Genomic DNA, 24,907 nt, shown 5'->3' on the forward strand with positions numbered 1-24,907 from the left:
AACAGGGTTTGTGAGCAGAAAGGCAGCTTGTGCTCACAAGGCTGCGCCGCGGTCCGGGCCGCTCCTAGCCTCCCGGGCCATGAACAGCCATACGGGCCCTGCCATCGAACTGCGCGGAACCAGCAAGACGTTCCCGACCCTGTCGGGGGCGTCGCACACCGCCGTCCGGGATCTGGATCTGGTCGTCGAGCGCGGCGAGTTCGTCGCCGTGGTCGGCCCTACCGGGTGCGGCAAGTCCACCACCCTGACCCTGATCAGCGGGCTGGAGGAGCCCACGCGGGGTGAGGTACTGGTCGCCGGTGAGCCGGTCCGCGGCATCGGCGACCGGGTCGGTTTCGTCTTCCAGCAGGACGCGGTCTTCCCCTGGCGTACCGTGCTGTCGAATGTGATGGCCGGGCCCCGCTTCCGCGGTGTCCCGAAGCCCGAGGCCCGGCGGCGGGCGCGGGAGTGGCTCGCCCGGGTCGGGCTGGCGTCCTTCGAGGACCGCTATCCGCATCAGCTCTCGGGCGGTCAGCGCAAACGGGTGGCGCTCGCCGCGACCTTCGTCAACGACCCCGCAATCCTGCTCATGGACGAGCCGTTCTCCGCGCTGGACGTGCAGACCCGGGCGCTGATGTCGGACGAACTCCTGGAACTGTGGTCCGGCACCGGGGCCTCGGTCGTCTTCGTCACCCATGACCTGGAGGAGGCGATCGCGCTCGCCGACAAGGTGGTGGTGATGACCGCCGGGCCGGCGACCGTCAAGGAGGTCTTCGCGATCGGTCTGCCGCGGCCCCGCCGGGTGGAGTCGGTACGGCTGGAGCCACGGTTCCTCGAGATCTACCGGGAGATCTGGTCCTCGCTCGGCGAAGAGGTCCGGATCACCCGCGAGAGGGGTGCCGCGGATGCCGCCTGAGAAGACCGTCCCCGCGGACGTCACGACGGCCGGATCCGGTACCGGTGACGGCCGTACCCGCGAGCGGGCGCGCGCCGCCCGCCGGCGCAGGCTGCTGGTGTACGGCACCCGGGTGCTGCTGCTGGTCGGGCTGACCGGACTGTGGGAGTGGCTCGCCCGGGCCGCCGTGATCGATCCCTTCAACTTCTCGATGCCGTCGAAGATCTGGGACCAGATGACCCAGTGGGCGCTGCACGGTACCCCGCAGGGCTCGCTGTGGGAGCAGATCTGGTACACGCTCTACGAGGCGCTGCTCGGCTGGATCATCGGCGTCATCGGCGGAGTGGTGCTGGGCATCTCGCTCGGCCGGATCCGCCTCCTGGCCGATGTGCTCGGCCCGTACATCAAGGTGCTCAACGCGCTGCCGCGGATCGTGCTCGCCCCCGTCTTCCTGATCTGGTTCGGCCTCGGACCGGCCTCCAAGGTGGCCTCCGCCGTCGTGCTGGTCTTCTTCCCGGTCTTCTTCAACGCCTTCCAGGGCGCCCGGGAGGTCGACCGGAACCTGGTCGCCCACTCCCGGATCCTGGGCGCCGGCGGCCGCCAGGTCACGCTGCAGGTCGTGATCCCGTCCGCCACTTCGTGGATCTTCACCAGTCTGCACGTCAGCTTCGGCTTCGCGCTGATCGGCGCGATCGTCGGCGAGTACATCGGCGCGACCAAGGGCCTCGGGCTGCTGGTTTCGGCGTCGCAGGGCACCTTCAACGCGGCCGGCGTCTACGCCGCCATGGTGATCCTCGCCGTTGTCGCGCTGCTCGCCGAAGGACTGCTGGCCTTCCTGGAGAAGCGGCTGTTCCGCTGGAAGCCGGCCGACGCCTCGGCCGGCCGCTGACGGAGTCCCGCCACCTGCACCTCTCGTCAACCCACCAAGGACGTATGCCATGCGCTCTCACCGCAAGCTGTCGGCCGCCGCTGCCGCCGCGCTGCTCGCCCTCACCAGCCTGACCGCGTGTGGCGGGGGAAGTTCCGCGGCCTCCGCCCCCGGCAGCAGGAACAACAAGCTCAAGATCATGGTGGGCGGCCTCGACAAGGTCATCTACCTGCCGGCCAGACTCACCCAGCAACTCGGCTACTTCGAGGACGAAGGCGTCCACGTCATCCTGCTCACCGAACCGGCCGGAGTGCAGGCCACCACCTCCCTGGTCTCCGGTGACGTCCAGGGCGTCGTCGGCTTCTACGACCACACCCTCGACCTCCAGGCCAAGGGCAAGCAGGTGGAGTCGGTGGTACAGCTCGCGCACGCCCCCGGCGAGGTCGAGGTGGTCTCCCGCAAGGCGGCCGGCGAGATCACCTCGCCCAGGGACTTCAAGGGCAAGAAGCTCGGTGTCACCGGCCTCGGCTCGTCCACCGACTTCCTGACCAAGTACCTCGCGGTGAAGAACGGGGTGCGTCCGGAGGAGTTCACGCCGGTGGCGGTCGGCGCCGGCCAGACCTTCCTCGCCGCCCTCCAACAGGGCTCCATCCAGGGCGGGATGACGACCGATCCGACGGTCGCGCGGATCGTGGACCAGAACCTCGGCAAGGTCCTCGTCGACATGCGCACCCCCGAGGGCTCGCAGCAGGCGCTCGGCGGCCCCTACCCGTCGTCCAGCCTCTACATGAACACCGACTGGGTGAACGACAACAAGGCCACCGTGCAGAAGCTGGCCAACGCCTTCGCGCGGACCCTGAAGTGGATGTCCACCCACACCGCCGAACAGATCGCCGCGAAGATGCCCGCCGACTACGCGCAGGGCGGCAAGGAGCTCTACGTCCAGGCGATCAAGGACACCCTGCCGATGTTCACCAAGGACGGGGTGATGCCGGCCAACGGCCCCGAGACCGTCGAGCGCGTCCTGAAGGCCTTCAACCCCAACCTGCGGAACGCGTCGATCGATCTGGGGAAGACCTACACCACCGAATTCGTCAAGAAGAGCCCGGCCGCCGCCGGGAAGGAGTGACCCGTGAGCCGGCGGCTCAGACGAAGTTGATCTCCGCCCGTGCCAGCAGGGGATCCTCCACCAGCTGCCACAGCGGTACGGCGAAGTTCCCGGAACCGTAGCGGCCGCCGAAGTGCAGGCCCAGCACCCGGTGGTCGGCGAGATCGATGACCGGGGAGCCGCTGTTGCCGCCCAGCGTGGAACAGTCGTGCCGGATGACGTTCTCGCCCGGCACCCACTCCGTGGTGGTGCCGGGCTGGAGCCGTTTGACGTTGTAGATGTCCATGAAGATCCGGCGCATCGACTCCGGCTCGTTGCGCCGGCCGTCGTACGCCGGATAGCCGACGCAGTACACCGGACGCCCCGGCAGGCCGGCCGGGGCGTCCGCGGCCACCGCCAGGGGAGCGGGCAGCGCCGCGCCGCCGGCCGGCGGCGCGACCCGCAACAGGGCCAGATCGACGTCCTCATGGATACCCAGCACCTCGACGACGTCGTAGGAGGGACCGCCGCCTGCCGGGAGGGCGCCGCCGTACTCCTCACCCATGTCGACGTTCACGCCGACGCCCTGCTGGAAGGACCAGCCGTCGCCGTCGCCGCGGGCGAACTCCGCCGCGACATGACGGTTCGTCAGCAGCGCCTCGGGGCCGACGAGGAACGCCGTACCGAGCCAGTCCAGGCTGGGGTGCCCGGTGAGCTCCACCCGGCCGACCCGGGCGAAGGACTCCCGGATCGCCGCCCGGTGTCCCTCCAGGACCGCCCAGTCCCCCTGCTGCGGTGCGAAGTCGTGGTCCCGCACCAGGATCGCGGGCCGGCCTTCGAGCAGCACGATGGCCTCCACGCCGAAGGACTCGTCGTCGCTGATCTCGTCCGCACGGCCCTCGGCGAGCTTCTCCAGACCGGTGACGCCCGCCGACAGCACCCGGGTCCGCTCCTGCTGCGCGAACTGCGCGATCTGCCCGGCCGGCAGCTCGTCCGCCGGGAGCTCCTCCAGGGATTCGGGGATCTCCCAGGACAGCCCGTCCCGGACCCGGGCCGCCACCTCCCGGAGATCCGAGAAGACCTGCTCGGGACCGGCCGGTACCGGTGATCTGTGACCTGTGTGCATCTCGCCCTCCTCGACGCGCCGTCGCCCTGCCGCTACGGCGTCGCTTGTGCCTGCTGGATCTCGGCATGGACACCGGGAATGGTGGCCTCCAGGTGGCGCAGCACACTGCGCATCTGGGTGCCGACGTTCACAAAGGCCGTGGTCCTGCCCTGGAACAGCACGTTCTCCACGCGCCGGGTGCCCCGGTGGAGGGCCACCACCTTCCAGTCGTCGGTGCAGACCGGTGAGCCGGACGACCCGCCACGGGTGTCGGTGAAGTAGCGCACGTCGTGCTCGTCCGCCTGGTAGACGAGGTTGTTGCGCAGCGCCACCCGCTTCGACCGGCCGCCCGGGTGCTGGATGATGTTGACGGCCACATAGGAGTCACCGGTCACGGTCAGCGGCCGCTCCGCCAGCTTCAGCGCCGGCCGGCCGGGCCGGTCGGCCAGCCGCAGCACCGCGTAGTCGAGGGCGGGGTCCGCCGCGACGAGTTCGGCGACCGCGGCCTCCACCGTCTCCGTGTCGTCGGCGTCGGCGTCGAAGTCGAACCGGGCGGTGCTGCGCCGGGCCTGGAGGCGCAGGTCCTCGGGGCCGGCCATCGGCCGCCCCGCGCCGGTCCCGGCCCTGGCGTTGACCACATGGTGATTGGTGATCAGCAGGTCCGGGGCGATCAGCCAGCCGGTCCCGGAGTGCGGGAAACCGTTCGGCTGCAGCGGGGCGCCGCCCTCGTAGGGCGGTACCTTGATCCGGGCCACCGCCGCGCCGGCCAGCGCACCGCCGCGCAGAAAGCCGATCGGGACGGTGTCGTCCCGGTGAATGATCTCCTCCTTGATCTCCCCGGGGAGGGGCAGCCCGCCCGGTACGTCCGGCTCGCCCCCCGCCGCCCGCGCCACCTCGTCCAGGGCCCGCTGGAGGACGGTGAGCGGTCCGGCCTCGGTGGTCTCGGCGACGGCGTTGCGCAGCCAGATCTCCAGCGGCACCGAGCCGTCCACCAGCCGCTCCACCCGGTTCATCTCGTTGAGGTCCGAGTGCACCTGGCGGCCGGGCGCCGGGTGCAGCGGCAGGGTGCCGCGGTAGCGGGGCATGATCCCGTCGAACAGCAGCGGCCGGACCGCGGGGTCGGCGAGCCCGGTCTCCACCGCGGCGTCCAGCACCCGGCGGACCTCGTCCGGTGAGAGGTAGCCCGTCATCGGTCACCAGGCCCCGCGGGGCCGCTCCCTTTCCCGGTCTCTCCGGAACCGAAGCCCATCGCCGCGGCCACCCCCGCGACGATCTCCCCGCTCTCGTCGGGAATGGTCAGCAGCCGGCGGGTGAGCGCGTCGAGGGTGCCGCGGTCGCGGGCCAGCCGCAGGATGCCCGTGATGCCGGTGGGCGCACCGCCGGCCTGCGGCCGGGCCGGTCCGGCGGCCTCGTTCAGGATCTCCATCACGGCGCCCAGCAGCGCCGGTTGCCGGCGGGTCGCCCGTCGCATCGCGGCGCCCAGCGTGTCCAGCGTCTCGTCGTCGGCCGGCAGCCCCACCACCTCCAGCGCGTGGTCGAGCGCCCCGGGGGCCCGGTCGTAGATCTGCGAGGCGACCGCCCGCACCAGCACCGGCCGGTCGGCGAGCACCGTATCGGGCAACCGCGCGAGCAACTCGGCCAGCCGGCGGTCCGCCTCGGCGGCCGAGCCCTCGCCCGCGGCCGTCAGCCGGGCCCGGGCCAGCAGCGCGCCCATCGCCTCCAGATCCTGTCCGAGGCCGACCGCGACCTGCTCCGCCGCCCGGAGCTCGCGGTCGGCGCCCGCCGGATCGCCGTCCTCCGCCGCGAGCCGGGCGGAGAGCAGCAGCAGTTCCAGACGGCGCTCCCCGCACCCCGCGCGCTCCGCAGGACCGAGGGCGTCCGCCACGTCCCGACGGGCCTCGGAGCGCCGCCCCAGGCGGTTCAGCGTCTCGGCGGACAGCGCGTGCAGCGGGCTGCACGGCGTCCAGGGCCGGCGCCGGCCGATCCGCTCCCACGCCGCCTCCGCGAAGCCCTGCGCCAGCAGGTCCTCGACCTCGCGGGCGGTGATCCGCTCCCAGTCCTCCTGGTCGGCGCCCGCCGCCACCCGGTCCGGGGTGCCCCCGCCGAGCCGGGCCGTCAGCAGCCCGGCGGCCCGGGGCGACAGGTCCTGCTGCGCCCCGGCCAGGAACCGTTCCACGCCCGGCAGCCAGCGCTCCTCCACCGACCGCGGGTCCTCGTCCAGCCGCAGCCGGTGGTAGATCTCCTCGGCGCGCGCCTCCAGCCCCTCGCACCGGGCGTAGTGCTCCACCGCCCGCCGCTCCACGGCGCGCCTTACCTGCGTACGGTCGCCACCCGGCAGCCGCAGCATGATGGCGCGGACATCGCCGCGGTAGCGCACCGCGTCCGGACCGGCCGGCTCGACCATGTCGAGGCGGCTCAGCTCGGCGAAGAGCGCCCGGGCCCGGTCCGGGCCCGGCACGTCCAGCCCGCACGGCCCGGCGAGGACGTCCTGGACGAGCTCCGGGGTGATGACCCGCAGCGCCAGGCCCGGCCGGGCCAGCCGGCGGACCTCCGGATCGGCGATATGCCTGAGGATCTGGTCGTAGAGGATGCCCTGCACCAGCAGCTGGTCGACGCGGCGGGACACCTCGCGGCGCCGTTCGGGCAGGCTGCGGATCAGCTCGCCGGCCGTCCCGGCCGACGTCTCCGCCAGCGTGGCGGCCCGGGCGGCCAGCTTCAGGCTCAGCGGATGGCCGCCGACCCGGTCGGCCAGCGCCCGGGCCACCTCCCGGTCCTCGACCCCGCTCGACAGCAGGACGCCCACGGCCGCCTCGGTGTCGAGTTCGCCGAGCTCGATGTCGAGCGGGGACATGGTCTTCGCCGGGTGGTCGACCGGTGCCCGCCCGGTGGCGATCCACCGCGTCCGCGGGTAGACGCTCTGCAGCGACAGGAAGATCGCCCAGCCCCGGCCCAGCGCCGATGAACCGCGGTACTGCGCCGCTTCCACCGAGTCCATGACCATCACGAACGGCGGGTCCGGCTGATCCGGGCCGGCCTTGCCGTCCGCGACCGCCCGTACCAGGACATCGGCGACCCGCCGGATCAGTTCGGTCTCCCGCCCGGTGGCCAGCGACTGGAACTGCCGCGAGGAGTGGCGCCCCAGCACGGCCCGGGTGGCGGCGAGTTCCTGGAGCTCGGACACCCGCTCCTGGCCTTCGCGCTGGCTGCGGGCCTCCTGCTGGCACTCCTCGGCCAGCGCGTCCAGCTCGGCGCGGTGGGCGGGGTACTGGATGCCGAGCTGCCGGGCGGCCTCGGCGATCAGCGTCACCGGCTCCTGGACGGAGAGGGTGGGCCGTCCGAAGTCGATGTACGCGAACGGGAACCCGCCGCCGGGCGTGCGCACACCGTCGAGCAGGAACTCGGCGAGCAGGGTGCTCTTGCCCATCCCGTCGGGACCGTGCACGACCAGCGGCGGCATCGGCGCCGGGGGCACCTCCGGCCACCGCTCGGACGGTGCCGAGCCGCCCGGCAGCCCGACGTAGCGCCGCAGTTCCTCCAGTTCACGGGTGCGCCCCTGGAACGGCTGCCGGACCAGCCGCTCCAACGGCTCCAGCAGCCGGGCCCGTTCCAGGTCGCGCTGCACCTCGGCGGCGTCCGGCAGCCCGGCCACCCCCGGCACCTGGGACAGCCACAGCACCGCCTGCAGGGTGTCGGCCAGTTCGCCGGCGGTCATCCGGGCCGTCGTCGGCGGGTGCCCGGACAGCTGGGCCAGCGCGAAGTACTCCGGTCCGGACCCGGGGGAGAGCGGGCCGGCGTTGTCGGCGAGGCCGCGCCGGGCGGCCTCCGGCCCCGCCAGGCCGCGCAGCGTCCGCTCCCGGACATCGGCCTTCAGCGCCCACTCGGGCCGGTCCTGCCCGCCCAGGGTCGTACAGTCGTCGACCAGCTCCAGCAGCGCGCGCCCGCTGGGGTGCCGCTCCCCGGGCAGCCTCAGCTGCCGGGGATCGAACCGCGCCAGCAGACAGGCCGCCTCCCGGTAGGCGCGGCGTAGGTCCGAGACGCCCGGGGACCGGCCCGCGCCGGTGTGCAGCGCCTCGCGCAGCCGCGCGGTGAACACCTCCCGTACGTTCTCCCGTGGTGCGGAGGGTTCCCCGGCGGGCCGGTCGGGGGGATCAGAGGGACTGGTAGACACGAATGGCCTCCTCCGCCGCGCTGCAGACCCTCCGCATATAGCTCCCGCCCTCCTCACCACCCCTGCCGGCGGCGCACAACACCTCCTCGACGGCCACGTCCACCAGCTCCGCGATGGTGCTCTCGGGGAGCCCGGCGGCGGCCGGGGATGCGGGGGCCGACTCGTGGAAGGCCCGGTCGAAGAAGGCCCGCAGATCCTCCGGTTCGGCGACCCGGGCGGTGTCCCAGCAGATGCTTCCCCGCAGGTCGTAGGGGAGCTGCCGCATCGAGCGGCCGTAGCCGAGCAGCACCAGCCGGGGGGCCTGCTCGCCCCGGGCGGCGGTGTGTTCGTAGAGGGCCAGGGCCAGCTGCCCGATGAAGTCCCACACATCGGAGCTGGGGTCGAGCTTGTCGCACTCGTCGAGGACCAGCCACAGGCGCTCGTCGGCGGCGGTCGCCCGGGCGGCCACCCAGTGCGCCGCCTCGTCGACCGACGGCAGCGGGTCGCCCCGGCCGGTCCGGTCGAACGGGGCGGGCCCCGCCCCCGGACCGGCCACGAAGTCGGCCAGCCGCCGGACGACCCTGGCGGCCGTGGACGTGCGCGACAGCGTGACCCGCACCGGACGGAAGCCGCTGTGCTGCCCGACGTGGCGCAGGAAGGTGTAGGTGTACGACCGCCCGCTGTCCGGTTCGCCGTCGACCAGCAGGATGAACGTGTCCGGGTCGGCGATGAACCGGCGCAGCGTCTCCCGCAGGTCCTCGCGGTCGATGAACGCCTCGGTCCCGTTCTGCAGGACACAGCTGCGGAACGTGTCCTGCGCGGTATGGGCCCGGACGTCGTCGCGCAGCCGGGCCAGGAACTCCCGGGCCTTCACGACGTCCGGGAGCACGGCCAGCCGGTCGGCCCGGGTGAGCGTCTCGACGAGCCGCAGCTGCCGGTGCAGGTCCGTCCGCGAAGCCCGTACCAGGGCACGGGCGTTGTCCGCGCTGACGTGGGTCAGCGGCAGTGCGCCGACGAACTGCTGGGGGAAGCCGTACTGCACGAGCTGGGCGTGCGGATCGGTGGTGTCGAGCAGATAGCTCTGCGCCCACGTGGTGACCAGGTCCCACTCGGTTTCGGTCAACGGCACACCGCACCTACCCGGGACCGTGCGCGACATGGCCGAACAACTGGTGCACCGGCTCCCGGACCTGGGGCTGGGACAGGTACTCGCGGATGCCGTGGTGATTGCCGCTGTCGTTGGTGACCAGCAGATCGGTGACCCGCTCCGGCGGTCCGTACTCGGGCCGGAGGGTGTGGTCGAGGGCGACCAGGTCCCGCAGGTCCGAGGCGTTGCGCCAGGCCGCCACGCCCGCCGGGACGGCCGGCGGGCGGGCCAGCTGGTCCTGAACCTCGGTGACCGCCAGCGGTGAGCCGACGGTGATCAGCAGCTCCACCTCCCGCCCCAGCTCCCTGAGCACCTCGTACGCGAGGACCGAGCCCAGGCTGTGCCCGATCACCACGAGCGGACCGTCGGCCGGCCCGTCCAGCGCCTCGCTCACCACCTCGCGCATCGCCGGGCCCGCCCCACCGAAGAAGTACGCGTGGACGTCCTTGAAGGTGTGCCGGACCAGCCGCCGGAACACCGCCGTACGGCCGGCCCGGGGCAGCGGCAGCGCCTCCAGCGGCAGCTCGGCGGACGGCTCCGCGCGCTCCCCGGCGTGCGCCAGGGTGTCCCCGAGGTACGTCATGTCCCGCAGCCAGCCCGCCAGCGCGCTTCCGTCCCGGCCCGCCCGGACCTCCGGCCCGGTGTCCGCCGCCTCCCGCCGCGCCTCGTCGAGGGTGCGCGCCACGAACTCCTCGGGCGCCTCGGGAGCGGCCCGGTCCGCGGGGGGAGCCCCGGGCGCGGGGGAGGCCGCCCGCTCCTCGACCGGCTCCGGCCCGCCGTCCAGCGGATCCGACCGGAAGTCGGGGAGCGGCTCGGGGTACCGCAGCGGTGCCCAGTACGCCATCCGGGTCGCCCCGGCCATGTCCCTGCCGAACAGCGCGGTGTCCCACTGGGACTTGAGCAGCTCGCGGCGGACCTTGTTGCCGTTGCCGTGGACGTAGACGACCGCAGGGGGCATGGCGCTGCCTTCCGCGCTCAGCCGCGCCGCAGCACGATGTCGTCGGCCGACTGGAGCCGCTTCCAGCGCTCCTTGGGGGCGCGGGTGACCGGCATCAGATCGACGTCCGGCAGCAGCCCCAGGTCGAGCGAGGTGAGCTCGACGACGTCCGACACCGGCACCTGGAACGTCCGGAAGGCGCCGAGCGGAGGCGGCGCCCCCGGTGTGGCGCCGGCCAGTGCCCGGTCGGCGTCCCGTGTCAGGTCCGGGCTCTGGTCGAGGACGTACGCCGTCGCCGCCGGCGCGCCCTCCTGGAGGAACGCCGCCACCTTCCAGAACCGCAGCGGCACCTGGATGCCGCGGTAGGGCGGGTCCGAGTCGTGCAGGACGGGGCCGGTGAGGACGACCAGCTTGCGGTCGAACGCGCCGGCGTGGTCGAGGAGGTAGTTCTCCAGCCCCTGCCAGAGCTGTTTGCCCTGATTGAACACGTCCGCCTGCGGGGCGGCGTTGGTGTAGTGGAAGGTGTCCGCGTCGGCCTGCTTCGCCTCCACGGCGTCTCCCCATACGGGATCGAGCCGCCGCACCAGGTGCCCTCTGTCGAGGGAGTTGTCGCGGTAGATCTCGTTGCCGGCCTGCCGGCTCTCGGGCACCCGTGGATCGAACCGCCAGCCGTCCTCCCGCCGGAGGTCCACCAGTTGGCGGCCGTCGATGCAGACGGCGGTGGCCGCGGCCATCCGCCGGTCCGGGCGGAGCACGACGCTGAAGTGGGTGTAGGGCAGGACCACCGTCTCCACGCCGGGGATGCTGGGCTTCGGGAGCGGCACCTGGACGCCGAGGAAGTGTTCGTCATAGCCCGCGCGGCCGGCCAGGGAATCCCGGGACCCGGCCCCGGACGTCGCCCCACCTGCCCCCGGGGAATCTGATGGGATCATGTGAGGAGCGCTTCCCGGTGGCATGTGCCGCTGATCGGTGCGCACCGCGAAGCCACTCGAACAGCCGGGCGCGTCGGGACCGGGGCGACAGGCCCGGGGCGCCGCGGGCGGCGGGCCCGTTCAGGCGGTTGGGCGGGGCACCGGGTTCGCGGGCCGACGGGTCATGGAACGCATCCAGGCACCTCCCGTTGTCCCGCCGCCCAGGAGCCCGTATGCCCACTGGCCTCTCCCTCCACATCGGACTCAACCAGGTCGACCCCGACAGGTACGGCGGCTGGGACGGCCGGCTCGTCGCCTGTGAGAACGACGCGCGCGACATGGCGCGGCTGGCGGGCGCGGCCGGGTTCGAGCCGACGACCCTGTTCACCGCCGACGGCACCGTCGCCCGCGTCACCGCCGCACTGCGGGATGCCGCCGGGACCCTCGAAAGCGGCGACATTCTGCTGTTCACCTACTCCGGCCACGGCGGTCAGGTCCCGAATACCGTCGGCACCGACGACGAGCCGGACCGGCTCGACGAAACCCTGGTGCTCTACGACCGCGAATTCCTCGACGACGAGCTGTACCGGGAATTCGGCCGCTTCGCCCGGGGCGTCCGCATCCTGGCCTTCCTCGACTCCTGCCACAGCGGCACCGCCATCGAACTGCCCGAGCAGAGCGGGCAGACCGCCCGGCTCATGCCGGTCTACAAACAGGACGAGATCTACCAGCGCGACAAGGAGTTCTACCAGGAACTCCAGCGCGACCTCGCGGCACACAAGAGCCGGGAGCGGTCCGCCGACGCCCTGCTCATCTCGGGCTGCCAGGACAATCAGCTGTCCTCCGACGGTGACGTCAACGGGAAATTCACCGGGACCCTGCTGGAGGTCTGGCGCGACGGCGCGTTCCGCGGCGACTATCGCCGCTTTCACCGCGACATTGTGCGGCGGATGCCGTCCTTCCAGAGCCCCAACTTCTATGTGACCGGACAGCCCGGCGAGGAATTCCTGGCGCAGCGGCCGTTCACGGTCTGACGGTGCCGGGGACCGGGCACCCGGCACACGGGGACGGGGCGCGACCACCGGCCGCGCCCCGTCCGCCCCGACCGGTCACTCACTCCGCGGGGTAGATGTCCCCGCCCCGCATCATGCTTTCCTGGTCACTCTGGGACTGCAGCCTGCGGGCCTTTTCCCGGAGCCGCTTCCGCTCCTCCGGATCGTTGGTCCGTTCCGCCGCTGCCTGCAATTCCTGGGCCTTGTCGCGCATCTGCTGGATGCGTGCGCGTACTTCGCCGGATGCACTCATATCCGAACCTCGTGATCTGTCCTGGTGAGCTGTCCTCGTGAGCTGTCCTCGTGAGCTGTCCTCGCACGGTGGCTGGGGAGCCGTTTCATAGAGCTGCCTCTACCAGCGAATCAGGCCCGGCCGTCTTCGGCACGTCGAAGAACCGTTCCGCGTGGTGGGAAGGGGCCGGGCCGGTTCGGCACGAAGCCCGGTCGTCGACGGGCGCCGAACGCGGCACGCCCGGGCGTACCGGCGTGTCTCCACCGGATGGCCTTCCTGAATGGCGAGGGCGGCGGAAAGGGACGTTGGCTGAAGCAAGCAGATCACGTCCGCTGAGTGTCAGAGCCTCTGGCGTTTGACGCTCCCCTCGTTCAGTGGAGTCCTCCATGACATCCGAACCAGCACTTTGTGGGGGCGACGCCGAACTGTCATCGACAGCACACGGCGAGCGTATTCCGCCCCCTTTCCCATCCGAGAAGAATTCGTCCCGCACCCTTCTCTGGGAGGCCATCACTCATCGGCCCTTGGAGGAAGTCGCCGCACTTGTGGAACTGCTCAAGCGCAGCGACGACATTCCCAATCCGGGTGACGAAGCCCTCCGCCTGGCGGTGCTCGCGCGTCCGGTGAGCGAGGTCGCGGTGCTGTTCGACCTGCTCCGGGCCGATCCGAACGCGGTGGAGTCCAGCCGTGACGCGTTGCGTGCCGCGGCCGTGGACCGGTCCGTCGAGGAGGTCGCGCAGCTCATCGCGCTGTTCGACCGGCCGCAGGAGGGCGGCGGCCACGGCTTCGGCCCTGCCGACCCGTTCGACATGTCCGACCACTTCCCTCCCGGCCCTCCCGGCCCCGGGAACCCCGGCGGCGGCCCTCCGGAGCCGGAGCCCACCGCGGCCATGCACGTCCTCGACCCCGACGTACGCCCCCTGGGCAACACCGCCGGCCACCCGGGCCCTGCCGGGCACCCCGAGGCGGCACACCGCGAGGCCGCGATGCCGCAGCCGCCCGGCCGGCCGCCCTGGGCCGGCCGCCCCGCCGGACCGCAGCACGGCCGGGGCGCCCCGCCGTGGCCCGGCGCGCACGAGGAGCCGCGGCAGCCCGGCTACGCCGTCCCCGGCGTCCTGCGGTCCGTACTGCGCTGGCCCGCCGCCGGGGCCCTGGCGCTGTGCGGGGTGAGCCACCTTCCGGTGAACACCTCGCCCGCGCACGGTGCCCAGGCGGCCGTCGCGCTCTCCATGGCCATCGCCGTGGTCTACCTGCTGCTGTCGGGCTGGCTGGCGATGCGCGACACCGCCCTGGTCTGGACGGTGAGTGCCGCCGCGGCCATGGTCATCGTCGCTGTGCACGCGCTGTCCCGGGCCGGCGTCCTCACGCCCCTGGGCAGCGGCCTGGGCGACACCGGTATGTGGCCCGAGATGGTGGCGGTGGCACTGGCGATCGTCACGGCCGGACTCGCCGGTGCGGCGCTGCTCAGCCGCACGCGCCGGGTGGGTCCCGCACCCGCGGGACTGTGAGCCGCCGGCGCGGAACCGTCGGCCGAGGGCGCGGGCCGGGACCCTGAACGGGGGGCCCGGCCCGCGCCCTTCCGGCATCGGCCCACGGAGACCGGGCAGACGGCGACCGGGAGTCAGCCCTGATCCCCGGACGAGTACCGGTGCAGCACCCAGGCCGGCAGCGCGAACCAGCAGACCATGAACCAGGCGACCACCCCCGCGACGAGCCAGGGGACGGCCCGACTGTCCAACGCGATCCGCAGGATCAGCAGCAGCGCCGAGGTCACGGTCAGCAGCAGCAGGACGATCCCGGTCAGGGCCAGCCGCGAGGCCCAGGTCACCGTCTCCGGCTTCAGCCGGTGGCCGGCGACCAGCCGGTGGAAGGTCACCGTGCCGATCAGCGCCCCGGTGGTCGCCGCGCCCAGCAGCACCGTCACCACGTAGATGGTCCGGTCGGTCGCCCCCAGCGTCGCGAAGCGTGGGGTGAAGACCACGGTGAGCAGGAACCCGAAGAGGATCTGCACCCCGATCTGGATGACCCGTACCTCCTGCAGAAGCTCGACCCACCGCCGGTCGGCGCGCTCCTCCGGCGTCTCGTGGCGGCCGCGCGACGTCCGGCGCGCATCCGGCGACTCCATCCGGCCTCTCCCGTCTGCCCGGCCCAGGTTCCGGCGCCCAGGCCCCGGCCCAGGTTCCGGCCCAGGCCCCGGACCGCCCGGCACCGCCCGGCGCTGCCCCCGGGCTACCGCTTCACCGCTTCACGCTGGTGCGGAACGCCAGCTCGTCGTCCTTCACCTCCACCCGCACCTCGTCCCCGGACGACAGCGCCCCGTCGAGCAGCAGCCGCGAGAGCGCGTTGTCCACCTCGCGCTGAATGGTGCGCCGCAGCGGCCGCGCCCCGTACTCGGGCTGGTGGCCACGGTGGGTGAGCCAGTCCACGGCCTCCGGTGTGAACTCCACCGAGATGTCCTGGGCGTGCAGCCGGCGGCGGGTCCCCTCCAGCAGCAGACCGGTGATCCGGCGCAGCTGCTGGTCGGTGAGCCGGCGGAAGACGATGATCTCGTCGAGCCGGTTGAGGAACTCCGGGCGGAAGTGCTCGCGCAGGCTCGCCAGCGCCCGCTCCCGCGCCCCGTCGCCGCCCTCCGCCCCCGTGATGTCCGGGCCGAAGCCCAGCACCCCGCGACCGCCGCTGAGCGCCTCGGAGCCCAGGTTGCTGGTCATCACGATGACGGTGTTCTTGAAGTCGACGGTCCGGCCCTGGGAGTCGGTCAGATGCCCGTCGTCGAGCACCTGGAGCAGCATGTTGAACACGTCCGGGTGGGCCTTCTCCACCTCGTCGAGCAGCAGCAGCGAGTACGGGTGGCGCCGCACCGCCTCGGTCAGCTGCCCGGCGTCCTCGTGGCCGATGTATCCCGGAGGCGCGCCCACCAGCCGGCTGACGGTGTGCCGCTCCTGGAACTCGCTCATGTCCAGCCGCACCATGCGGTCCTCGCTGCCGAACAGCGCCTCGGCGAGCGCCCGGGCCAGCTCCGTCTTGCCCACGCCGGTAGGGCCGAGGAAGAGGAAGCTGCCGATCGGGCGCTCGGGGTCGGACAGGCCGGCCCGCGAGCGCAGGATCGCCTCGGAGACCGCCGTGACCGCGTCGTCCTGCCCGATCACCCGGTCGTGCAGCCGGTCCGCCAGTCCCAGCAGCCGCTCCTTCTCCTCCTGGGTCAGGCTGCTGACCGGCACCCCCGTCTGCCGCGACACGATCTCCGCGACGTCCTCCGCGGTGACCTCCACGATCGTGCCGTCGCCGCGCGCCCGGGAGCCCTGGGCCGCGTCGATCCGCGCGGTCAGCTCGGTGATCCGGTCCCGCAGCTCGGTGGCCCGTTCGTACTGCTCCGACGCGACCGCCTGGTCCTTGTCCACGGCCAGCTGCGCCACCTCGCGCTCCAGCGCCCGTACGTCGGTGGTCTTGGCGCCCGAACGGAGCCGGACCCGGGCGCCCGCCTGGTCGATCAGGTCGATGGCCTTGTCGGGCAGGAAGCGGTGGGCGATATAGCGGTCCGACAGCTCGACGGCGGCCAGCAGCGCCTCGGGGGTGTAGCGGACCTGGTGGTGCGCCTCGTAGCGGTCCTGGAGGCCGCGCAGGATCTCCACCGTGTCGGCGACGGTCGGCTCGGGCACCAGGATGGGCTGGAAGCGGCGGGCGAGGGCGGCGTCCTTCTCGATGTACCGCCGGTACTCCTCCAGCGTCGTGGCACCGATGACGTGCAGCTCCCCGCGGGCCAGGGCGGGCTTGAGCATATTGCTCGTGTCCAGGGCGCCGCCCTCCCCGGTGCCGCCACCGGCCCCGACGACCGTGTGCAGCTCGTCGATGAAGATGATCAGCGAGTCGGGGTGGGCGCGGACCTCCTCCATGATCCCGTTCATCCGCTCCTCGAAGTCCCCGCGGTAGCGGGTGCCCGCGAGAACCGCCGTCAGGTCCAGGGCGACCACCCGGCGCCCCGCCAGGGTCTCCGGGACCTCCCCGTCGGCGAGCCGCTGCGCCAGCCCCTCCACGATCGCGGTCTTCCCGACGCCCGCGTCACCGACCAGCACCGGGTTGTTCTTCCCCCGGCGGGAGAGCACCTCGATGGTCTGCTCGATCTGCTCGTCGCGGCCGATCACCGGGTCGATCCGGCCCGCCCGGGCCAGGTCGGTCAGATCGCGGCTGAACTTGTCGAGGGTGGGGGTGTCGTGCTTGGGCGGGGCGCCGTGCTCGCCGGGGCCGTGCTGCGGCCCGTGGCCGCCCTGCGGGGTGGCGTGCGGCTCGAAGTGCGCGAGGGTCAGCATCCGTCCCGCCGCCGAGTCCGGGTTGGCCGCCAGCGCGTCGAGCACATGCTCCGGGCCGATGTACGAGGCCCCGTTGTCCAGCGCCAGCTCGTGCGCGCCCAGCAGGGCCCGTTTGACCGCCGGGGTCACCGCGACGCTGGACTGCTTGGGGCCGCTGCCCGCGCCGCGGTCGATCTCCGCCGCCAGCGCGTCGGGGTCCGCCCCGGCCTGCCGGAGCAGGGTCCGGGTCGGCTCCGCGCTCAGCGCGGCCCGCAGCAGGTGCTCGGTACCCAGCTCGGGGCTGCCGTGCTCGGCGGCGTAGGCGGCCGCGGAGGTCACCAGATCCCGGGCGGGCCCGCTCATCAGGCGTGCGATGTCCGCGTGCCGGGGCAGCGACTGCCCGGCCTCGCCGCTCCCGGACGGCACCGCGCCGCCGAAGAAGCGCGCGAGGAATTCACTGAACGGGTCCGGGCCGTAACCCTCCGGACCCACGAATCCATTGCTCATGTGTGTCCGTTCCGCTGCCACGGCGGTACCGCGACATGCTGCCTTGTCGGGGCCTGGGCCCTGTCGTCACACTCCCGCCCGCCCCGGCGGGGGCCCGGAGGACGAGTCCTCATACCTCGCTCGCCACTCCACTGCTTCAGGATCGGTTCCAGCGGAGTCATCCGCACCCGGGCGGGGCGGCGGCCGACAGCTCGCGGTGGATCCGGGCGAGGTCGGAGGTGAGCGCGTCGAGCCAGATGACCGAGTCGACCAGGAGCGCGGCGGAGACCGCGCGGGCGTCCTGGTCGGGGACGTCCTGCGGGACGTGCGGGACGACGGCCAGCAGGGCGCGGGTGTCCAGCGCCGGGGGAGCGCCGGGCGGTGCGGGGCCACCGTGGTCGCTGCGGAGGTAGCGGGACAGGTCCCGGTAGGCGGCGGCCGTGGCGCCGGAGGCCTGCCGCAGCCAGGCGCCGACCTCCCGCCGGTCGATCCGGCCCGGCCGGCCGGGCAGCGTCCGTTCGCCGCGCCGGGCGTCCGCCCCGGCGACCACCACCGCCAGCCAGTCCGGCTGCCGGTCCGGCTCCGTCCTCGGTTCGCTCTCGAACTGGGACAGGCTCTCCTGCGCGAGGATCAGCGCGCGGTTGATCGCGGCGATGCCGTCGGCGCCTGGGCCGGCCCCGGCCCCGGCCCAGGCCGCCGGGACGTCGCCCGTCGTGCGGTCGACGACCCGCGCGGTGGTCCGCCCGATGGCGTCGGCGACGGCTGTGCACAGCTCCGCCATGCTCCTGCGGACCTCGCTCCCGGCGCCGCGCGGCCAGGCCACCAGGCCGCAGATCAGTCCGATGACGCTGCCGACCAGCACATCCTCCACCCGGACCGGCGCGAGCAGCCAGGTGACCGGCGAGACCTGCGCGAAGAGCAGGGCGACGATCAGGGTGAAGCCGCCCTGTGCCCAGGCGAGCCCGCGCAGCGGCCCGACGAGGAAGACGGTCAGCATCAGCGGCGGCAGCACCACCGCGTACACCACCGGACGGTCATGGACCGCCGCCAGCAGCCCGCCGGCCAGCCCCGCGCCGACCAGCGTGCCGATGAGCGCCTGGCGGACCGCGGACCGGGTCTCCAGGCTCGTCGTACGGATCAGGGTGAGCGTCGCCAGCAGCACCCAGAAGCCGTGCTGCAGATTGAGTACTCCGGCGACGGCCCGGGCCGCGGCCAGCCCGAGCGCGAACCGGCAGGCGTTCTGGAAGATCACCGAGCGGGGGGTGAGATGGGTGGTCAGCCGCTGCCACCACAGCTCGGGGGCGCGGGCCCGCGCGTACAGGAAGGAGTGCCCGCCCGGGTTCCGGTCGACGCTGCGGTCGCCGAGCAGCAGCCGGGTGGACAGCACCAGGGTCTCGGCGGCGTCGGCGGCCTGCACCACCAGCGACCGGCGGCGCAGCCGGTCCAGCTGTTCGTCGGTGCTCAGGTGCTCCAGGGCGTCCAGGGCCCGGCGGGTGCGGGCCGCGGCCAGCGCGTCCTGGAGGGCCGTCGCGGACGGCCGCCCCGTGCCGGGCCGCAGCCGCTCCCGGCGCGGCGGCAGCGCGGCCACGCGGGCCCGCCGCCGTTCGTTCTCCCGTAGCGCCATGGCCGTCTCGCGTACGGCGGCGCCGATGGTCCGCAGCAGTGCGGCCGTCTGCGGGCGGAACGCGCGGTACGCCCCGGGCGTGGTGTGCACGGCGGCCAGCCTGGCCAGCAGGGTGCGGACGGCCTCGGCGGTGTGGATCAGCGCCTTGTTGGCGAGCGTGGGGGCGGCGGGCATATCGGCCGCGGGGACGCGGTCCGGCCGCAGCGCCTCCGCGGCCGCATCGGCCCGGGCGAGGGCGGGGCCCGGTGCGGGGCCGCCGCGGTGCTCGGCGAGGTCCGCCGCCGCGTCGGCGGCCTCGGCCAGCAGCCGGCGGAACGGCGGGGTGGCCGGTTCCGGCAGGATGAAGCGCTGGGCCAGCACGAGCAGGGCGGTGCCCAGCAGATAGCCGGACAGCCGCTGCGCCAGGGTGTCAGGGGCGTAGGGCGGGAAGCACGGGAGGATGTAGAGCAGCTGCATTCCCGGTGCCGCGGCGGCGACCCGCGGCCCGGTGGTGCCGGCGTAGGCGACCAGGAAGCCGATGACCAGCATGCCGAGGACGGCCGCCCAGGTCCGGATCGCCAGCACGGTGCCCAGGCCGACGAGCGCCAGGCCGGCCGGGACCGCGGTGAGGAGGGTCTCGGCGCGCTGGCGCCCGGAGCCGGGGATCCGGGCGAGCGCGCCCAGCGCGACCACGGTGAAGGTGGCGTACAGGGACGTCACGGTCTGGCCGAGCCCGTAGCGGCAGACGTAGAAGGCGGTACAGGCGGCGACCGTCACCCGGACCGCGGTGCCGACCACCGGCCGTCGGGTGTGCAGGGTGTGCCGGCCGTGCTCCAGCAGATAGCGCAGTCGGCGCAGTACGGCCCGGAGGGGCACCGACCCGACGGGCCCGTCGGCCGTCCGCTGCGGGGGAGCTCCCTGCTGCGACCTCACCCCTCCACTATTGGCCAGCGGACCCCGGTCCGCACCGCGCCCAGGAGGGACCCGCCGCGAGCACCCGCGTACGGCACTCGGCCGGTGTGCCCCAGGTGTCCCGCAGGGGGCGGGCCTTGCGGATCCACAGGGAGAGGTCCGGTTCCGCCGTGTAGCCGAGGGCGCCGTGCAGTTGCAGCGCCGTACGGGCCGCGGCGTGGCCCGCTTCGCCCGCCGCGACCTTCGCCGCCGCCACCTCGCCCGTGGCCGACGGGGCGTCCGCCGCCACCGCCAGGGCCGCCGCGTACACCAGCGGCTGGGCGAACTCCAGCGCGCTGAAAGTGTCCGCCAGCCGGTGCTTGACCGCCTGGAACGACCCGATCGGCACGCCGAACTGGGTGCGCTGCCGGACGTACGAGACGGTCGCCGCCAGGAGGGCGCGGCCGAGGCCGAGGCACTGCGCCGCGGTGGCCAGCCGCGCGACGTCGACGGCGTGGGCGGCGGCCGCGGCCACCTCCGGGCCCCGGGCCAGGACCGTGCCGCCGAGCGGACGGGACAGCCGCCGCGCCGGATCGAGGCAGGGCTGCACCGGGCCGTGTGTGACCGTACGGCGTACGGTGTCGCCCCGGACGACCAGGACGGTGTCGGCGGCATCCGCGTCCAGGGCGAACGGCACCCCGACGCACAGCCCGACCATGGCATCACCGGACGCGATCCGCGGCAGCCACGCGCCGGCCGCGTCACGGTCCCCGAGCCGGTCCAGGAACGCGGCCGCGGCCACCGTCTCCACCAGTGGCCCCGGCGCCGCGTGACGTCCCAACGCGCCGAAGGCGACGGCCAGTTCGACCGGGAGCGGTCCCGCGCCGGTATGCCGTTCCGGCACGGCGAGCCCGAACACCCCCGCCGCCGCGAGCCGCGCCCACAGCTCCCGGCCGGGCCGGTGCTCCCCGGCGGCCCAGGCGCGTACCGCCGCCGGCGTGCCGGACGACGCCAGCATGCCGTCGAGCATCCGGCCGAACTCCCGCTGCTCGGCGGTGAGGAGAAAGCGCATCACCCACGCCCTTTCGGCAGCCCCAGCAACCGCTCCGCAATGATGTTCCGCTGGATCTCATTGGTGCCGGCGTAGACCGGCCCGGCGAGGGAGAAGGTGTAGCCCTCGGCCCATCTGCCGTGTGCCGGGGCCTCGTCGGCGCCGTCGGCGAGCATGCCGTACGGGCCGAGCAGATCCAGTGCGGTCTCGTGCAGGGCGATGTCCAGCTCGGACCAGAACACCTTGGTCAGGCTCGACTCGGCGCCGGGCGGTCCGGCCTCGGCCGGCCGGGAGGCCTGCGCGTAGCCGAAGAGCTGATAGGCGCGGGCGCCGATCAGGGCGTCGGCCACCCGGCCGCCGAGCGCCGGGTCGGCCGCTCCGGGAGCCGCCCGCCACAGCGCGGCCAGCCGCTCGGCGGCGGCCATGAAGCGCCCCGGACTGCGCAGCGTCAGGCCGCGTTCCCGGCCGGCCGTGCTCATCGCCACCCGCCAGCCCTGCCCCGGCTCACCGATGACATCCGCGTCGGGCACGAACACGCCGTCCAGGAACAGCTCGGCGAAGGCCGGTTTGCCGTCCAGCCGGCCGATGGGCCGCACCGTCACACCCGGTGCGCGCAGCGGGAACATCAGATACGTCAGCCCCTGGTGCGGCCGCCCGGTACCCGGCTCGCTGCGGAACAGGCCGAACGCGCGGTCGGCGAAGGCGGCCCGGGACGACCAGGTCTTCTGCCCGCTGACACGCCAGCCGCCGTCGGTGCGTACGGCCGTGGAGCGCAGCGACGCCAGATCCGAGCCGGCCTCCGGCTCCGACCACGCCTGCGCCCAGATCACCTCGCCCCGTGCCATGGGGCCGAGGAGGCGGGCGCGCTGTTCACCGGTGCCGTACTCGAAGAGGGTGGGGGCGAGGAGGCTGATGCCGTTCTGGGCGACCCGGCCGGGAGCGCCCGCGGCGTGGTACTCCTCCTCGAAGACCAGCCACTCCAGCAGCGAGGCGCCGCGGCCGCCGTACTCCTCGGGCCAGGAGACCACCGACCAGCGGTCCGCGGCGAGCCGGTGCTCCCACTCCCGGTGGGCGGCGAATCCCTCCGCGGTCTCCAGGGACGGCAGCGGGGCGGCGGGGACGTTCGCGGTGAGCCAGGCCCGGGCCTCGGCCCGGAAGTCCTCCTCCGCGGCGGTGAAGTCGAGGTCCATCAGGCCTCCGCCGCGCGGGGGTTCGCCGGCTCCGTCCCGCCGGGCCGCCGGGCCGCCGCTCCGGAGCGCTGCCGCATCGCGTCGACGTCCATACCGCCCAGCGGGTCGGCGGCGGTCTCGGCGTTGTGCGCGTGCGCGAGGTGGTGCAGGGCGAACGCCGCGTCCAGGCCGGGGTGCAGGCCCTGAAGGTCCTCGGCCTGGTTGACGGCGCGCTTGGCCAGTGCCAGTCCGAGCCGCGGCAGCTCCGCGATCCGCAAAGCCAACTCACCGGCCCGGTCGGCCAGTTCGTGCCGCGGTACGACCCGGTTGACCATCCCCAGCTCGTACGCCCGCCGGGCGGACATCCGGTCGCCGGTGTAGAGGAACTCCTTGGCGACGCGCGGTGGCATCACCCACGGGTGGGCGAAGTACTCCACACCCGGGATGCCCATCCGTACGACCGGGTCGGCGAAGAAGGCGTCCTCGGTGGCGACGATCAGATCGCAGACCCAGGCGAGCATCAGGCCGCCCGCCACACACGCCCCCTGGACCGCGGCGATCACCGGCTTGGGGAGCTCCCGCCAGCGGCGGCACATGCCCAGGTAGACCTCCGACTCGCGGGCGAAGCGCTGCTCGGCGCCCGCCTTGTCCGAGTGGTCCCACCACAGCCCCGCGGCGCGGTCGAAGGGGAGGTGGGCATCGCGCCCGGGGGAGCCGATGTCATGGCCCGCGGAGAAGTGCCGGCCCGCGCCGGCCAGCACCACCACCTTGACCTCGTCGTCGGCCGCGGCGCGGTAAAAAGCGCGGTCGAGAGCGTAGGTCATCGCGGAATTCTGGGCGTTGCGGTACTCCGGGCGGTTCATGGTGACGGTCGCGACCGGGCCCTGGAGGCTGTAGCGCACGGGCGCCTCGGTGGCGCCGGGACTGTGGTCGCCGTAGCGCACCGGCTCGTCGTCGTGGGCAGTGGCCATCTCCCGCCTCTCCTTCGGTGGACGGGCAACTTCCCTAACAAGCGTTTGGCAGGCTAGCGTACGGCCATGTGCAGCGTCGAGGCCCGCCCATGACCCCGCCTCCCTACGTGCCCGGCCATGGACTGCTCGCCGGGCGGACCGCCGTGGTCACCGCCGCCGCCGGAGCCGGCATCGGCGGCGCCACTGCCCGCCGCTTCCTGGAGGAGGGCGCCCGGATCGTCATCGGCGATGCGCACGCCCGGCGGCTGACGGCGACCGCGGCGGCGCTGGCCGAGGAGTTCGGCGCGGACCGCGTCGCCGGGCTGCCCTGCGACGTCACCGACGAGGATCAGGTGGGCGCGCTCCTCGACCTGGCCGAGCAGCGCCACGGCCGGCTCGACATCCTCGTCAACAACGCCGGGCTCGGCGGCACCGCCGACGTCGTCGAGATGACCGACGCGCAGTGGAGCGCGGTTCTCGACGTCACCTTGACCGGCACCTTCCGCTGCACCCGCGCCGCGCTGCGCCGGATGAAGGCCGCAGGCCACGGCGGCGTCCTCGTCAACAACGCCTCCGTCGTCGGCTGGCGCGCCCAGCGCGGCCAGGCGCACTACGCCGCCGCCAAGGCCGGGGTGATGGCGCTGACCCGCTGCACCGCCATGGAGGCCGCCGCCTACGGCGTACGGATCAACGCGGTCGCGCCCAGCCTCGCCATGCACCCGCACCTGGCGAAGGTCACCACCCCCGGGCTGCTGGCCGAACTCACCGAGCGGGAGGCCTTCGGCCGCCCGGCCGAACCCTGGGAGGTCGCCAACGTCATCGTCTTCCTGGCCGGCGACTACGCCTCGTACCTGACCGGGGAGACCGTCTCCGTCAGCTCCCAGCACCCATGAGGCGCGACGCTTGCGGAATCGCCGGGCCCGTTCGCACACTCGTCAAGAGGAGAGCATCACCATGGCCGAGGTCTATATCGTCGGTGCGCTGCGTACCCCTGTCGGCAGGAAGGGCGGGGGCCTGGCCGCCGTACACCCCGCCGACCTCGGCGCCCATGTGCTCCGGGCGCTGATGGAGCGAACGGGCGCCGACCCGGCCGCCGTCGAGGATGTCGTCCTCGGCTGCCTGGACACGGTCGGCCCGCAGGCCGGCGACATCGCCCGTACCTGCTGGCTGGCCGCCGGGCTGCCCGAAGAGGTCCCCGGCGTCACCGTCGACCGCCAGTGCGGCTCCTCCCAGCAGGCCGTGCACTTCGCCGCCCAGGGCGTGCTCTCCGGCACCCAGGACCTGGTCGTCGCGGGCGGTGTGCAGAACATGTCGCAGATCCCCATCGCGTACGCCGCCCGCCGGGCCGCCGAACCGCTCGGCCTGGACCGGGGGCCGTTCGCGGGCTCCGAGGGCTGGCGGGCCCGCTACGGCGATGCCCCCGTCAGCCAGTTCCACGGCGCCGAGCTGATCGCCGCCCAGTGGGGCATCTCCCGCCGGGACATGGAGGAGTTCGCGCTGCGCTCCCACCGGCGTGCCGTGCGCGCCCTCGACGAGGGCCGCTTCGACCGGGAGACCGTCCCGTACGGGGAGGTCACCACCGATGAGGGGCCGCGCCGGGACACCTCGCCGGCGAAGATGGCCGCGCTGCCGCCGCTGGCCGAGGGCGGCCGCCTGACCGCCGCGCTCTCCTCGCAGGTCTCCGACGGTGCGGCGGCCCTGCTGCTCGCCTCCGAGCGGGCGGCGGCCGCGCACGGCCTGACCCCGCGCGCCCGCATCCACCACCTGTCGGTGCGCGGCGAGGACCCGATCCGGATGCTCACCGCACCGATCCCCGCGACGGCGTACGCGCTCAAGAAGGCGGGCCTGACGATGGACGACATCGATCTGGTCGAGATCAACGAGGCGTTCGCGCCCGTGGTGCTGGCCTGGCTGAAGGAGACCGGTGCCGACCCGGAGAAGGTCAATGTCAACGGCGGCGCCCTCGCCCTGGGCCACCCGCTCGGAGCGACCGGGGCCCGGCTGATGACGACCCTGCTGCACGAACTGGAGCGCACCGGCGGCCGGTTCGGCCTCCAGACCATGTGCGAGGGCGGCGGGCAGGCCAACGTCACCATCATCGAACGCCTTTGAGG

20 protein-coding genes are annotated in these 24,907 nt (G+C 73.6%); 7 read left to right on the top strand and 13 right to left on the bottom strand.

The features are described 5' to 3' along the window. Window positions 1-79: 79 nt before the first annotated feature. Genes AZE13_RS27020 through AZE13_RS27030 form a run of 3 tightly spaced genes read left to right on the top strand, consistent with a single transcriptional unit; the run spans window position 80 to window position 2,871 of the window. On the top strand, window positions 80-895 hold the full coding sequence (locus AZE13_RS27020; RefSeq protein ID WP_066937400.1) for an ABC transporter ATP-binding protein: 816 nt from the start codon (window positions 80-82) through the stop codon (window positions 893-895). Further along, window positions 885-1,763 carry an ABC transporter permease gene (locus tag AZE13_RS27025; protein ID WP_066937521.1) on the top strand — a complete coding sequence of 293 codons (879 nt, stop codon included), beginning with the start codon at window positions 885-887 and terminating at the stop codon, window positions 1,761-1,763. Before AZE13_RS27020 ends, AZE13_RS27025 begins: the two co-directional genes overlap by 11 nt. A 49-nt stretch (window positions 1,764-1,812) precedes the next feature. After that, complete coding sequence (locus tag AZE13_RS27030; protein WP_066937403.1) at window positions 1,813-2,871, top strand: ABC transporter substrate-binding protein; 1,059 nt, start codon at window positions 1,813-1,815, stop codon at window positions 2,869-2,871. 16 nt (window positions 2,872-2,887) lie between these two features. Here the strand turns inward: AZE13_RS27030 and AZE13_RS27035 are convergent, their stop codons facing one another. Genes AZE13_RS27035 through AZE13_RS27060 form a run of 6 tightly spaced genes read right to left on the bottom strand, consistent with a single transcriptional unit; the run spans window position 2,888 to window position 11,097 of the window. Next, window positions 2,888-3,955 (bottom strand): trypsin-like serine peptidase, encoded by a 1,068-nt coding sequence (locus tag AZE13_RS27035; protein ID WP_066937405.1) that lies wholly within the window; start codon window positions 3,953-3,955, stop codon window positions 2,888-2,890. A 32-nt stretch (window positions 3,956-3,987) separates the two neighbouring features. Further along, a complete protein-coding gene (locus tag AZE13_RS27040) occupies window positions 3,988-5,124 on the bottom strand; it encodes a trypsin-like peptidase domain-containing protein (RefSeq protein WP_066937408.1) in 1,137 nt (378 codons plus the stop codon). Then, a complete protein-coding gene (locus AZE13_RS27045; RefSeq protein WP_066937411.1) occupies window positions 5,121-8,102 on the bottom strand; it encodes an ATP-binding protein in 2,982 nt (993 codons plus the stop codon). Before AZE13_RS27045 ends, AZE13_RS27040 begins: the two co-directional genes overlap by 4 nt. Then, entirely contained in the window at window positions 8,083-9,204 is a 1,122-nt protein-coding gene (locus tag AZE13_RS38410) for a hypothetical protein (RefSeq protein ID WP_066937414.1), read from the bottom strand. The genes AZE13_RS27045 and AZE13_RS38410 overlap by 20 nt, the downstream gene beginning before the upstream one ends. A 13-nt stretch (window positions 9,205-9,217) precedes the next feature. After that, window positions 9,218-10,186 carry a thioesterase domain-containing protein gene (locus tag AZE13_RS27055; protein WP_066937416.1) on the bottom strand — a complete coding sequence of 323 codons (969 nt, stop codon included), beginning with the start codon at window positions 10,184-10,186 and terminating at the stop codon, window positions 9,218-9,220. A 17-nt stretch (window positions 10,187-10,203) separates the two neighbouring features. Further along, window positions 10,204-11,097, bottom strand: coding sequence for a DNA/RNA non-specific endonuclease (locus AZE13_RS27060; RefSeq protein ID WP_079124404.1), 894 nt, complete (start codon window positions 11,095-11,097; stop codon window positions 10,204-10,206). Between the two features lie 212 nt (window positions 11,098-11,309). Here AZE13_RS27060 and AZE13_RS27065 point away from each other — a divergent pair, with 212 nt between their 5' ends. After that, window positions 11,310-12,110, top strand: coding sequence for a caspase family protein (locus tag AZE13_RS27065; RefSeq protein ID WP_066937419.1), 801 nt, complete (start codon window positions 11,310-11,312; stop codon window positions 12,108-12,110). Between the two features lie 79 nt (window positions 12,111-12,189). Here the strand turns inward: AZE13_RS27065 and AZE13_RS27070 are convergent, their stop codons facing one another. Then, complete coding sequence (locus AZE13_RS27070) at window positions 12,190-12,381, bottom strand: DUF6381 family protein (RefSeq protein WP_066937421.1); 192 nt, start codon at window positions 12,379-12,381, stop codon at window positions 12,190-12,192. A gap of 524 nt (window positions 12,382-12,905) precedes the next feature. Between AZE13_RS27070 and AZE13_RS27075 the strand changes: the two genes are divergently transcribed. Beyond that, a complete protein-coding gene (locus AZE13_RS27075) occupies window positions 12,906-13,868 on the top strand; it encodes a hypothetical protein (protein ID WP_258528013.1) in 963 nt (320 codons plus the stop codon). A 113-nt stretch (window positions 13,869-13,981) separates the two neighbouring features. Here the strand turns inward: AZE13_RS27075 and AZE13_RS27080 are convergent, their stop codons facing one another. From AZE13_RS27080 to AZE13_RS27105, 6 genes are all read right to left on the bottom strand, one after another. Then, a complete protein-coding gene (locus AZE13_RS27080) occupies window positions 13,982-14,485 on the bottom strand; it encodes a DUF6328 family protein (RefSeq protein WP_066937427.1) in 504 nt (167 codons plus the stop codon). 112 nt (window positions 14,486-14,597) lie between these two features. Continuing rightward, window positions 14,598-17,150 carry an ATP-dependent Clp protease ATP-binding subunit gene (locus tag AZE13_RS27085; RefSeq protein WP_066937430.1) on the bottom strand — a complete coding sequence of 851 codons (2,553 nt, stop codon included), beginning with the start codon at window positions 17,148-17,150 and terminating at the stop codon, window positions 14,598-14,600. A gap of 157 nt (window positions 17,151-17,307) precedes the next feature. Further along, window positions 17,308-19,665, bottom strand: coding sequence for an FUSC family protein (locus AZE13_RS27090; RefSeq protein WP_147264730.1), 2,358 nt, complete (start codon window positions 19,663-19,665; stop codon window positions 17,308-17,310). A 7-nt stretch (window positions 19,666-19,672) separates the two neighbouring features. Further along, entirely contained in the window at window positions 19,673-20,695 is a 1,023-nt protein-coding gene (locus tag AZE13_RS27095) for an acyl-CoA dehydrogenase family protein (RefSeq protein WP_066937436.1), read from the bottom strand. Next, complete coding sequence (locus AZE13_RS27100; protein ID WP_066937439.1) at window positions 20,695-21,864, bottom strand: acyl-CoA dehydrogenase family protein; 1,170 nt, start codon at window positions 21,862-21,864, stop codon at window positions 20,695-20,697. The genes AZE13_RS27095 and AZE13_RS27100 overlap by 1 nt, the downstream gene beginning before the upstream one ends. Continuing rightward, window positions 21,864-22,814 carry an enoyl-CoA hydratase gene (locus AZE13_RS27105; protein WP_066937442.1) on the bottom strand — a complete coding sequence of 317 codons (951 nt, stop codon included), beginning with the start codon at window positions 22,812-22,814 and terminating at the stop codon, window positions 21,864-21,866. Before AZE13_RS27105 ends, AZE13_RS27100 begins: the two co-directional genes overlap by 1 nt. Before the next feature lie 89 nt (window positions 22,815-22,903). On the opposite strand from AZE13_RS27105, the gene AZE13_RS27110 reads away from it, so the two are divergent. Together AZE13_RS27110 and AZE13_RS27115 are read left to right on the top strand one after the other, a co-directional pair. Then, entirely contained in the window at window positions 22,904-23,686 is a 783-nt protein-coding gene (locus AZE13_RS27110; protein ID WP_066937445.1) for an SDR family oxidoreductase, read from the top strand. Window positions 23,687-23,747: 61 nt separating this feature from the next. After that, the gene (locus AZE13_RS27115; RefSeq protein ID WP_066937448.1) at window positions 23,748-24,905 is read left to right on the top strand and encodes an acetyl-CoA C-acetyltransferase; all 1,158 of its coding nucleotides are present in this window, start codon (window positions 23,748-23,750) and stop codon (window positions 24,903-24,905) included. The last annotated feature ends 2 nt before the right edge of the window (window positions 24,906-24,907 follow it).

Origin of the sequence: Streptomyces sp. NBRC 110611 (assembly GCF_001590865.1) — a bacterium.
Taxonomy (GTDB): domain Bacteria; phylum Actinomycetota; class Actinomycetes; order Streptomycetales; family Streptomycetaceae; genus Streptomyces.

Coding starts and splice junctions, on each gene's coding strand:
- AZE13_RS27040 (WP_066937408.1), bottom strand. CDS start 5,124: ATGACGGGCTACCTCTCACCGGACGAGGTCCGCCGGGTGCTGGACGCC.
- AZE13_RS27025 (WP_066937521.1), top strand. CDS start 885: ATGCCGCCTGAGAAGACCGTCCCCGCGGACGTCACGACGGCCGGATCC.
- AZE13_RS27110 (WP_066937445.1), top strand. CDS start 22,904: ATGACCCCGCCTCCCTACGTGCCCGGCCATGGACTGCTCGCCGGGCGG.
- AZE13_RS27105 (WP_066937442.1), bottom strand. CDS start 22,814: ATGGCCACTGCCCACGACGACGAGCCGGTGCGCTACGGCGACCACAGT.
- AZE13_RS27100 (WP_066937439.1), bottom strand. CDS start 21,864: ATGGACCTCGACTTCACCGCCGCGGAGGAGGACTTCCGGGCCGAGGCC.
- AZE13_RS27030 (WP_066937403.1), top strand. CDS start 1,813: ATGCGCTCTCACCGCAAGCTGTCGGCCGCCGCTGCCGCCGCGCTGCTC.
- AZE13_RS27095 (WP_066937436.1), bottom strand. CDS start 20,695: ATGCGCTTTCTCCTCACCGCCGAGCAGCGGGAGTTCGGCCGGATGCTC.
- AZE13_RS27085 (WP_066937430.1), bottom strand. CDS start 17,150: ATGAGCAATGGATTCGTGGGTCCGGAGGGTTACGGCCCGGACCCGTTC.
- AZE13_RS27060 (WP_079124404.1), bottom strand. CDS start 11,097: ATGATCCCATCAGATTCCCCGGGGGCAGGTGGGGCGACGTCCGGGGCC.
- AZE13_RS27055 (WP_066937416.1), bottom strand. CDS start 10,186: ATGCCCCCTGCGGTCGTCTACGTCCACGGCAACGGCAACAAGGTCCGC.
- AZE13_RS27115 (WP_066937448.1), top strand. CDS start 23,748: ATGGCCGAGGTCTATATCGTCGGTGCGCTGCGTACCCCTGTCGGCAGG.
- AZE13_RS27080 (WP_066937427.1), bottom strand. CDS start 14,485: ATGGAGTCGCCGGATGCGCGCCGGACGTCGCGCGGCCGCCACGAGACG.
- AZE13_RS27070 (WP_066937421.1), bottom strand. CDS start 12,381: ATGAGTGCATCCGGCGAAGTACGCGCACGCATCCAGCAGATGCGCGAC.
- AZE13_RS27065 (WP_066937419.1), top strand. CDS start 11,310: ATGCCCACTGGCCTCTCCCTCCACATCGGACTCAACCAGGTCGACCCC.
- AZE13_RS27035 (WP_066937405.1), bottom strand. CDS start 3,955: ATGCACACAGGTCACAGATCACCGGTACCGGCCGGTCCCGAGCAGGTC.
- AZE13_RS27020 (WP_066937400.1), top strand. CDS start 80: ATGAACAGCCATACGGGCCCTGCCATCGAACTGCGCGGAACCAGCAAG.